The organism is Stenotrophomonas capsici (assembly GCF_034961085.1).
Lineage (GTDB): Bacteria > Pseudomonadota > Gammaproteobacteria > Xanthomonadales > Xanthomonadaceae > Stenotrophomonas > Stenotrophomonas capsici.
Window position 1 is genome coordinate 387,512 of the sequence record NZ_JAYFUH010000249.1, and the last position, 10,907, is coordinate 398,418.

8 protein-coding genes are annotated in these 10,907 nt (G+C 66.7%); 5 read left to right on the plus strand and 3 right to left on the minus strand.

What is annotated here, in order from left to right:
- Positions 1 to 63: 63 nt before the first annotated feature.
- Entirely contained in the window at positions 64 to 3,039 is a 2,976-nt protein-coding gene (locus VA603_RS14905; RefSeq protein WP_323439311.1) for a TonB-dependent receptor plug domain-containing protein, read from the plus strand.
- A 121-nt stretch (positions 3,040 to 3,160) separates the two neighbouring features.
- The gene (locus VA603_RS14910; protein WP_323439312.1) at positions 3,161 to 4,516 is read left to right on the plus strand and encodes a Gfo/Idh/MocA family protein; all 1,356 of its coding nucleotides are present in this window, start codon (positions 3,161 to 3,163) and stop codon (positions 4,514 to 4,516) included.
- 147 nt (positions 4,517 to 4,663) lie between these two features.
- Here the strand turns inward: VA603_RS14910 and VA603_RS14915 are convergent, their stop codons facing one another.
- Positions 4,664 to 6,145, minus strand: coding sequence for an MATE family efflux transporter (locus VA603_RS14915; RefSeq protein WP_323439313.1), 1,482 nt, complete (start codon positions 6,143 to 6,145; stop codon positions 4,664 to 4,666).
- A 103-nt stretch (positions 6,146 to 6,248) separates the two neighbouring features.
- Here VA603_RS14915 and VA603_RS14920 point away from each other — a divergent pair, with 103 nt between their 5' ends.
- On the plus strand, positions 6,249 to 6,659 hold the full coding sequence (locus tag VA603_RS14920; RefSeq protein ID WP_323439314.1) for an RNA-binding S4 domain-containing protein: 411 nt from the start codon (positions 6,249 to 6,251) through the stop codon (positions 6,657 to 6,659).
- 152 nt (positions 6,660 to 6,811) lie between these two features.
- Here the strand turns inward: VA603_RS14920 and VA603_RS14925 are convergent, their stop codons facing one another.
- Both VA603_RS14925 and VA603_RS14930 read right to left on the minus strand, forming a co-directional pair.
- Positions 6,812 to 7,420, minus strand: a complete 609-nt coding sequence (locus VA603_RS14925) for a DUF937 domain-containing protein (protein ID WP_323439315.1) — start codon at positions 7,418 to 7,420, stop codon at positions 6,812 to 6,814.
- A 154-nt stretch (positions 7,421 to 7,574) separates the two neighbouring features.
- Entirely contained in the window at positions 7,575 to 9,215 is a 1,641-nt protein-coding gene (locus VA603_RS14930; RefSeq protein WP_425603719.1) for a catalase, read from the minus strand.
- Between the two features lie 236 nt (positions 9,216 to 9,451).
- On the opposite strand from VA603_RS14930, the gene VA603_RS14935 reads away from it, so the two are divergent.
- Complete coding sequence (locus tag VA603_RS14935) at positions 9,452 to 10,144, plus strand: helix-turn-helix transcriptional regulator (RefSeq protein WP_323439316.1); 693 nt, start codon at positions 9,452 to 9,454, stop codon at positions 10,142 to 10,144.
- Positions 10,145 to 10,210: 66 nt separating this feature from the next.
- Positions 10,211 to 10,831, plus strand: coding sequence for a glutathione S-transferase family protein (locus tag VA603_RS14940; RefSeq protein WP_132865203.1), 621 nt, complete (start codon positions 10,211 to 10,213; stop codon positions 10,829 to 10,831).
- Positions 10,832 to 10,907: the final 76 nt, after the last annotated feature.

Genomic DNA, 10,907 nt, shown 5'->3' on the forward strand with positions numbered 1-10,907 from the left:
TGGCCCGGGATCGCTTTGCCCGCCAACTGCTGTTCTTGCGTGACCTTTCCAGGAGAGAACCCGATGTTGCCAGCCCGCCGCAATCCCCATCGCTGTACATTCGCCCCGTTGTCGCTGGCCATCGCCAGCACCCTGTTCGCCATCGCCGCACCTGCCTTCGCGCAGGACCCCGACGGCAAGGACAAGGACAAGGCCACCGAACTGGCCCGCATCGAGGTCACCGGTTCCAACATCCGCCGCACCGACGTGGAAACCGCCTCGCCGGTGCAGGTCATCAGCAAGCAGGACATCCAGAACATGGGTGCGCGCACGCTGCTGCAGGTGCTCGACAACCTGCCTGCCGCGCGGCCGGGCCAGGTGGATTCCAAGTCGTTGTTCACCGGTTCCGATGGTGCCTCGCAGGCCAACCTGCGCGGTCTCGGCGCACAGGGCACGCTGGTGCTGTTGAATGGCCGCCGCCTGTCGTACTACGGCGCACCGGCAGGCTTCCAGACCCAGTTCGTCAACATCGACGCCATTCCCGCCGCGGTCATCGAGCGCATGGAAGTGCTGACCGATGGCGCCTCGGCCGTTTATGGCACCGACGCGGTGGCCGGCGTCATCAACGTCATCACCAAGAGCAGCTACCAGGGCCTGGAGGTCAGCGGTACCTGGGACACCGCCTCGCGCTTCGATTCGTTCGGTGAAACCCAGGCCAGCATCACCGGTGGCTTCGGTGACCTGTCCGAAGACCGCTACAACGTCTATGCCAGCGTCAACATGTACAAGCGCGACGGTATCCCGGACAGCGAGTGGTACCTCAAGAACCCGGCGCAGTTCTACGTCAACAACCCGGACTACATCAAGAACCTGCGGCTGGACACCGGCAGCGCGCCCGGCGTGTTCAACCCCGGCTACTACTACGCCATCGACCCGGTCACCGGGGCGCGGATGGACGAGGCCGCGCCGGGCTGCAACAACGTGCTGCAGGTGGCCAGCGGCACGCGCTGCATCTGGCAGACCTGGATGAACCGCCAGATCAACGGCGGCGCCGATTCCAAGCGCGTGACCGCCTACGTCAACGGCCACTTCCAGCTCAACGATGCCACCGAAGCGTTCGCCGAGGTCACCTACACCGACATCGACCTGCATGCCAACGGCGGCACGCCGCGCGCCTATGGCACCACCACCGGCAACCCGCAGAGCTGGTTCTCGCGCAACACCGGCAACACGGTCAACCAGTTCCTGACCCCGTGGCTCGGCCCGAACAACGAATACAACCACGCCAGCCCCGAGATGAAGGCACTGATGGGCGGCGTGGTCGGCCTGGGCTACCTGCTGCAGGACGTGGGCGGCGGCCATTTCGGCCAGCGCAACACCGACGAGAGCTACCGTGCGGTGGCCGGCCTGCGCGGCAGCGCCGGCGACTGGAACTGGGAAACCGCGTTCGCCACGGCCGGCTCGCACTCGGTCACCTACCAGACCACCAACGTCAACCTGAAGGGGTTCGAGAAGGCATTCGGCCCGTACACCATCGATCCGGGTACCGGCCGCGTCATCATTTCCGATCACCCGGCCTACAAGTTCGGCGAGATCAGTGAAGCCAACGCGGCGCTGATCCGCGAAGCCTTCCCGACCTTCGACATCGAGTCGTGGACCCGCCTGCATACCCTGGACGGCAAGATCGAGGGCCCGCTGTTCAAGATGCCGGCCGGCGAGGTGCGCGCGGCGTTCGGCTTCAACGCCACCCGTGAGACCTTCTACACCCCGGGCAATCCGGATGCCGCCAACGGCCTGATCACCCAGCAGGGCGGTTCGTGGTTCGACGGCAAGCGCAACACCTACGCGCTGTTCGCCGAAGCCGTTGCGCCGCTCACCGAGAAGCTGGAGATGGACCTGGCGTTGCGCCTGGACAAGTACCCGGGCTTCAGCGCCAACGCCGCGCCGAAGATCGGCCTGAAGTACCAGGCATTGCCGCAGCTGATGCTGCGCGGTACCTACTCCGAAGGCTTCCGCGCCCCCAGCCTGGCCGAGGCCGGCAGCGGCGGCGTGTATGCGCAGATCGGTGGCTACCGCGATGAGATCCGCTGCAACGAGACCAATGCCATCGCCGGCCTGCTGCGGCAGTCCAACCGCGTCGTCGACCAGGACCTGGGCAACAGCCTGTGGAACAGCGACTGCAGCCGCAACGTGGCACGCATGACCCAGCCCAACCAGGACCTGAAGCCGGAGAAGGCCAAGATCGCGACGCTGGGCGTCGTGTTTGAACCCACCGACTGGCTGTCGGTGTCGGCCGACTACTGGTTTGTGTACCGCCGCGACGAGATCGTCGCACCGGACTACAGCAAGGAAGAGGACATCGACTCGATGACCCGCTTCCCGATCACCGAGACCGACCTGTCCAACCTGGCCGCGCTGGCCAACATGTGCAACGACCCGGCCAGCGGCGTGAGCTGCCCGTCCACCTTGCCCGGCTACAGCACCGGCAACGTGGCCAGCGTGATCGGCCAGTACAGCAACCGCGGCCGCACCCTGATCGACGGCTTCGACGTGGACCTGCGCAGCCGCTTCGACCTGGGTGAATGGGGCCGCCTGAACATCGGTGTCGCCGCGACCATCGCCAACCGCAACATGTACAACTCCGACAACGGCGACGGCTGGTACTACGGCAACGTGGTCGGCTACTACAACAACCCGAAGGTGCGCGCCACCTTCAACACCAACTGGACCTACGGCAAGTGGGACACCGGCTTCTACGTCAACTATGTCGGTGGCACCAAGTGGGCGTATGACCGCATCGACGCGCAGGACAACAACGCCCAGACCTGCACCGGCAGCTACCTGGACCTGGCGCCCGGCCATTGCGGTGGCGCACCGGCGTGGTGGACGGCCAACCTGAGCGTGAACTGGCGTCCGATCGAGAAGCTTAGCGTGGGCGTGACCGTGAAGAACCTGTTCAACCGCCTGCCGTTCTACGACCCGAACGACTGGATGAACTTCGCCGGCTACGCCAACAACTTCGGTCGCATCTACAGCGTGACGGCGACCTACAAGTTCTGAGCCTGCCACGCCCCGGCACCCTCCCTCGCATGCGTTGCATGCGCGGGAGGGTGATGGCACCGTCAGTGCGGGGCCGATACGCCTGCCGGCAACGGCACGATTTCACGAAAGAGGACATGCAATGAAACGCAGGGAATTCATCCTGGCCAGCGCGGCCCTGGCCGCCACCACCCTGTTGCCGCAGATGCCGGCCTGGGCGCGCAACCGCAAGGTGCGGCTGGGCATGATCGGCACCGGCATGCGCGGCCAGGTGCTGCTCAAGGAGCTGGTGCGGCGTGAGGACGTGGAGGTGGTGGCGCTGTGCGACATCGAGCCGATCATGCTGGGCCGGGCGATGGACATGGTCGCCAAGGCCGGCAAACCGGCGCCCACCGCCTACGGCCAGGACGGCGACGTCAATGCCTGGAAGCGGCTGCTGGAGCAGCGCGGCCTGGATGGCGTGATCATCGCCACGCCGTGGGAGTGGCATGCGCCGATGGCCATCGCAGCGATGCAGGCCAAGGTGGCGGTGGGTTGCGAAGTGGTCGCCGGCATCACCCTGCAGGATCACTGGGACGTGCTGCGCGCCCAACTGGACACCGGCACGCCGTACATGCTGCTGGAGAACGTGTGCTACCGCCGCGACGTGATGGCCGCGCTGCAGATGGTCCGCGCCGGCCTGTTCGGCGAACTGGTGCACCTGCAGGGTGGCTACCAGCATGACCTGCGCGGGGTGAAGTTCAACGACGGCAATCCGGAGCACCCCTATGGCAGCGGCGTGGAGTTTGGTGCCAAGGGCTGGTCCGAGGCGCGCTGGCGCACCGAGCATTCGGTCACGCGCAACGGCGAGTTGTATCCCAGCCACGGCATTGGCCCGTGCGCGATGTACACCGGCATCAACCGTGGCAATCGCTTCACCCACATCAATGCCTTCGCCAGCAAGGCGCGCGGCCTGCACGAGTACACCGTGGCCAAGAGCGGTGGCACCACGCATCCCAGCACGCAGGTGCAGTTCAAGCTGGGCGACATCGTCACCACCACGCTGGCCTGCGCCAACGGCGAGACCATCCTGCTGCAGCACGACACCTCGCTGCCGCGCCCGTACTCGCTCGGGTTCCGCGTGCAGGGCACCAAGGGCCTGTGGATGGACCTCAACCACGGCATCCATATCGAAGGGCGCAGCCCGCCGCACCAGTGGGAGGAGTTCCAGGTCTACCAGGACCAGTACGAGCACCCGCTGTGGAAGAAGCACGCCGAGACCGCCGCCGGGGCAGGGCACGGTGGCATGGACTGGTTCGTGATCCATGCCTTCGTCGAGTCATTGAAGGCGCAGGCGCCGATGCCGATCGACATCTTCGACGCGGTGACCTGGAGCGCGATCACGCCGTTGTCCGAGCAGTCCATCGCCAATGGCTTCCAGACGCTGGAATTCCCGGACTTCACCAACGGCCTGTGGCAGCAGCGCAAGCCGATCTTCGCGTTTGACGCCAGTTACTGAAGGCCGTACAGCGGTAGTGCCGAGCCACGCTCGGCGGCAGGTCTTGTCAACGCCGGCGCCGGGCATGGCCCGGCGTCACCCGTCCCTTCCGCACAGCGAAGGGGCGGAGAGGGCAAAGAAGCCCGTCATCCGCACCGGCCACGCCCTTCAGCGCGCCGCCGGTTCCTCGACCTCGACCTCGGGGTTGGCATCGGCCACCGGCGACGGCGGCGTGGACGCCACCTCGGCCGGCGTGGCCAGGGTGTCCGGCGCATGCTTGTCCAGCATCTTGGCCTTGCGCCAGTTGCCCCAGCGGTAGTACGCCATCACCATCAGCATCGAACAGAACGCACTGGTCGGGAAGCTCCACCAGATCGCGTCGGCCCCCAGCGCCGGCTGCAGCAGCTTGGCCATCGGCACGCGGATGCCCCACATGCCGATCGCCAGGATCACCAGCGGTGGCACCACCGCGCCGGTGGAACGCACCACGCCGGACACCACGAAGTTCACGCCGAAGAACAGGAACGACCACACCGCGATGTGGTTGAGGTGGCGGCCGATCTCCAGCGCCGGGCTGGCCTCGGGCAGGAACAGCGCCAGGGTGCTGCGGTCGAACAGGAGGATCGGCGCGATCAGCGCACCGGTCAGCAGGAAGTTGAACAGCACGCCGGTGCGCGCGGTTGCATCCACGCGGTCCCAGCGCCCGGCACCCACGTTCTGCGCGGCCATCGACGAGCAGGCCGCGCCGATGGCCATCGCCGGCATCTGCACGTAGGTCCACAACTGCAGTGCCGCACCATAGGCCGAGGCGGTCTCCACGCCGTAGCCGTTGACCATGGAGATCATCATGATCATCGCCAGCGAGATCAGCACCATCTGCAGGCCCATCGGCACGCCCTTGAGCACCAGTGCCTTGAGGATGTCCAGGTCGATCTTCAGCAGCGCGGCATCCTTGCGGCCCAGCCACAGCATGTGGCGCTTGTTGCGCAGGTACAGCAGCATCGCCGCCAGCGACAGGCCCTGGGCGAAGAAGGTGGCCCACGCCGCACCGGCCACGCCCAGTTCCGGGAATGGGCCGATGCCGAAGATCAGCAGCGGGTTGAAACCGATGTCCAGCAGCACCGACAGCAGCAGGAAGCGGAACGGCGTGCGTGAATCGCCGGCGCCGCGCAGGGCCGCGGTGAGGAAGGCGAACGCATAGATCAGCGGCATGCCGAGGAAGATCACCTTCAGGTAGGCATCGGCCAGCGGCATCGATTCGGCCGGCGTGCCCATGGCCACCAGCAGCCGGTGCGACAGGAACCAGCCGGCCACCGCGATCACCGCCGACAGCCCGATGAAGAAGGTCGCGCTGGTGCCCATGACCCGGCGCGCCTGCGGCAGGTCGTTCGCGCCGATCGATTGGCCGATCAGGATGGTGGCGGCCATGCCGATGCCGAACACCGAGCCGATCAGGAAGAACATGATGTTGTTGGCATTGGCCGTGGCGGTCAGCGCCGCCTCGCCCAGGAACTTGCCCACCCAGATCGCGTTGACCGAGCCATTGAGCGATTGGGCGATGTTGCCGGCCAGGATCGGCAGCGAGAACAGCAGCAGGCTGCGGCCGATCGGGCCCTCGGTCAGGTTGCGGGCTTGGCTTGCTTTCGACATGAATGCGCTGGTCAGGCTCGAGGTCCGGCACGTTAGCATCTTGACGGTGACGATGCCGGCCCCATGTAGGCAGGGCAGACCTGTTGCAACCCAGTGGAGCCTGATGAATCCCGAAGCCCTTCCCGTGGTCCCCAGTATCCGCCTCGACGTGTGGTTGTGGGCGGCACGTTTCTACAAGACCCGCAGCCTGGCCAAGCAGGCGGTGGACACCGGCAAGGTCGAGGTGGGTGGCCAGCGGCCCAAGTCCTCGCGCGCGATCCGCATCGGCGATGCGTTGCGGGTACAGCGCGGTGAGGAGGTGTTCGAGATCAGCGTGCGCGGGCTGAGCGACATGCGTGGCCCCGCACCGGTGGCGCAAGGGTTGTACGAGGAGAGTGATGCGTCACGAAAGGCCCGCCAGGAGATGCGCCTGCGTCGTGCCGCCGAACGCACCGGCTACCAGGCCCCGGAGCACAAGCCCGACAAGCGCGCCCGCCGCCTGATCCGCGCCCTGGGCGACATCGACGCCCTGTAGGAGCGGCCTCGGCCGCGAAGCCGGGATTCGTCCGCTGCAGGGAATGATTGCAATTGCAGAAGCCCCAGCCTCGCGCCCGAAGGCGCTCCCACGAGGGAAAAAAAACGCCACCGCGAGGGTGGCGTTATTGTTTCGGGCGCAGCCCGAACAGGTCAGCGCTTGCCCGAGCCCAGCAGGCCGCTGCCCAGCTTGATCAGGTCGGACACGCCGAACTGGCCGTCGCCGTCCTGGTCCAGCACGCTGCCCAACAGGCCGCCGCCGATGCCGCCGGCCTGAGTGACCTGCTGCTTCTCCTGGCCCAGGATCTGCGCCAGCCCACCGGCACTGGCCTGGTTGCCCCCCCCGGCCATGCGCTGGGCCAGGTAGGCCATCACGATCGGGGCGAGGATCTTGAGCAGCTGGCTGGAATTGCCCTGGCTCAGGCCGGTGGCCTGGGCCAGGCCGGTTTCCGCGCGGCCTTGGTTGCCGCCGAAGATGTGGCCGAGGATGCCGGCACCGTTGGTGGCCGGGCTGCTGCCGCCGCCCAGCACCGAGCCCAGCACGCCGCCGATGTCCAGGCCGCTGTGATTGTTCTGCAGCGCGCCGAGCAGGGCTTCGGCGCCCTGAGGCTTGGCGGCGTTGTTGCCCAGGGCGCCCATCAGCAGCGGCAGGGCGGCACTGATCGCGCCGGAAGCCTGCTGGCTGTCGATGCCCAGTTGCTGGGAAACCTGTTGCAGGGGTGCACCCTGCAGCTGGGAAAGAAGGTCGTCGGTCAGGCTCATCGGTGGTTTCCTTTGCGGTGGGTGGCCAAGCCGGGATGGTAACCCCGCGCGGGGTGGCCGGTGTGGCAGACGGCAACGCCCGGAATGCCATCCAGGCATCCCGGGCGTCGGGGTGGTGCGGGTGACCCGCCCGTTCAACCGGACGGGTGCGGTGTCACAGCGTGATGTCCTCCGCACCCGGGGTGGCGCTGGGGAAATCGCTGCCCGGATGGGCGGGCTGGAACGGGTCGGACGGGTTCGCCGCCAGCTTCTTCAAGGCCTCGGCGATACCGGCGCCATACGCCGGGTCGGCCTTGTTGCAGTTGTCGATGTGGCGCTGCTTGATGAAGTCCGGCGCATCACCCAGGGCACGCGCGGTGTTGTCGAACAGGCGCTGCTTCTGCTCGGCGTTGTAGCTGCGGAACAGCGCGCCGGGCTGGCTGAAGTAGTCGTTGTCGTCCTCGCGGAAGTTCCAGAAGTCGGCATCGCCACGGATCTTCAGCGGCGGCTCGCGGTACTGCGGCTGTTCCTGCCACTGGCCATAGCTGTTCGGCTCGTAATGCGGCAGGCCGCCGTAGTTGCCGTCCACGCGCATGGCGCCGTCGCGGTGGTTGCTGTGCACCGGGCAGCGTGCCGCGTTCACCGGGATCTGGTGGTGGTTCACGCCCAGGCGGTAGCGCTGTGCATCGCTGTAGGCGAACAGGCGGGCCTGCAGCATCTTGTCCGGCGACGGGCCGATGCCCGGCACCAGGTTGCTCGGTGCGAACGCCGACTGCTCCACGTCCTGGTACCAGTTGTCCGGGTTGCGGTTGAGCTCGAACTCGCCCACCTCGATCAGCGGATAGTCACTCTTGGGCCACACCTTGGTCAGGTCGAACGGGTGGATGCGGTAGGTCTCCGCCTCCAGCTCCGGCATGACCTGCACGAACAGCTTCCACTTCGGGAACTCACCGCGCTCGATCGCCTGGAACAGGTCGCGGCCGTGGCTCTCGCGGTCCTTGCCCACCAGTACTTCGGCCTGCGCGTCGGTCAGGGCCTGGATGCCCTGCTGGCTGTGGAAGTGGAACTTCACCCAGAAGCGCTCGCCGTCGTTGTTGGTGAAGCTGTAGGTGTGCGAGCCGAAGCCGTGCATGTGGCGGAAGCTGCGCGGGATGCCGCGGTCGCTCATCACCACCGTCACCTGCATCAGTGCCTCGGGCAGCAGCGTCCAGAAATCCCAGTTGTTGCGCGCGCTGCGCAGGTTGGTGTGCGGGTCGCGCTTGACCGCCTTGTTGAGGTCGGCGAACTTGCGCGGGTCACGCAGGAAGAACACCGGGGTGTTGTTGCCGACCAGGTCCCAGTTGCCTTCCTCGGTGTAGAACTTCAGCGCGAAGCCGCGAATGTCGCGCTCGGCATCGGCCGCGCCGCGCTCGCCGGCCACGGTGGTGAAGCGGGCGAACATCTCGGTCTGCTTGCCCACCGCCGAGAACAGCTTGGCGCGGGTGTACTTGCTGATGTCGTGGGTCACGGTGAAAGTACCGAACGCGCCGGAGCCCTTGGCGTGCATGCGCCGCTCGGGAATGATCTCGCGGTTGAGGTTGGCCAGCTTCTCCAGCAGCCACACGTCTTCCATCAACAGCGGGCCACGCGGGCCGGCGGTCTTGCTGTTCTGGTTGTCCACCACCGGCGCACCGAAGGCGGTGGTCATCGGCGTCACCGGCGCGTCGCCGTGCTTCTGCGTGGGCGTGGTGCTGGTATCGCGCTGCGATTGGGCGGCCTGCTCCGGTGTCGGGGCACTGTGGTACGGACAGGTCGGCTTGGTGTCGTTGCTGCTCATCGCTGGCTCCTGCTGGCTAGTGGGACATCTTGGACCGACTGTAGCCACGGGCAGGTGAAATGGACAATCAAATGATCCGTTCGCATTGATAGCATTCATCTATCACCGCCCGGAAATGCATCTGTGCCGGCTGTTGTCTTTCCGCTGCCTCGCCTCGGTCATCGCACCGCAACATGGCGCGGTGCAGGGGCGGGTGTGGCGGCTATGCTGTGCGCCCCCGTTTCCCGGTCACCGGCATGAGCCAACGCGCCACCCGCCTGCTGCACCTGCTTGATGAACTGCGCCGACGCCGCAAGCCGGTGCGCGGTGCGCAACTGGCCGACCGGCTCGGCGTCAGCCTGCGCACGGTGTACCGCGATATCGACGCACTGCGCGGGCAGGGGGCCGACATCGTCGGTGACCCGGGCATCGGTTACCAGCTGCGTGCCGGCTTCCTGCTGCCGCCGATGATGTTCTCGGCCGAGGAACTGGAAGCACTGGTGCTCGGCGCGCGCTGGGTGGCGTCGCACGCCGACCCGGAGCTGGCGGTAGCCGCAGGCGCGGCGCTGGAGCGGATGACGGGCGTGTTGCCGGAAGGGCTGCGCCTGCAGGTGGAGACCAGCGGCCTGTTCGCACCGCAATGGCATGCCGCCGAACCGGAGCCGTGGCTGCCGGCGTTGCGCCGTGCGATCCGTGCCGGCAACGCGGTGCGCATCCATTACCGCGATGGGGAGGGACGCGCCAGCGAGCGGGTGATCTGGCCCTTCGCCATGGCCTTCCTGGCCGAGATCCGCCTGCTGGTCGCATGGTGCGAAATGCGCGGTGATTTCCGCCACTTCCGCGCCGACCGCATGGTCTGGCTGGAGGACACCGGCCAGCGTTATCCGGAGCAGCGTCATCGCTTGTTGCGGCGCTGGAACCAGGAGTGCTTGCAGCGCGGTCCGCGTTGACTGCTGACAACCGCTGTCAGCAGGCCCTGCGCACACTGCAGGCTCCTTACAAGGCAGGCGCCTGACATGTCCGACACGCTCACGTTCCATACCCATCCGCAATCGCGCGGGCGCATCACCCGTTGGATGCTGGAGGAAACGGGTTTGCGCTACGACGCGGTGATACTGGAGTACGGCACCAGCATGAAGTCCGCGCAGTACCTGGCGCTCAATCCCATGGGCAAGGTCCCGGCGTTGCTGCAGGGCAGTACGGTCATTACCGAGAACGCAGCGATCTGCCTGCATCTTGCGGATCTGGCACCCTGGAAGGGATTGTTGCCGCCGGTGGGCAGCGCCGAGCGTGGTGCCTGCTACCGCTGGGTGCTATTTGCGGCCGGGCCGCTGGAGGCTTTCGTCACCGATCGTCGCCATGGCTCGCTGGCACCGCCAATGGAAGCGGGTTATGGCACCGCCGAGGACCTGATGCACACATTGGAAACGGCGGTGGCCGGCAAGCGCTATCTGGTCGGGGATAGCTTCACCGTCGCCGATCTGTATATGGCCTCCTTCCTGAGCTACTACATGCGTGTCGGCGAGCTGGAGGCCAAGCCGGTGTTCACGGATTACTGCGCAGTCCATCTGCAGCGACCGGCGTCGGTGCGTGCGGGTGAGCTGGATGATGCGCTGGTGACCGCCAGCGCAGCCTGAGCCCGTCATCGCAGGAGCGGCCTCGGTCGCGAACCGCGTCTGGATACATCGAGGGCCGCTTTCGCGGCCCTCGGTA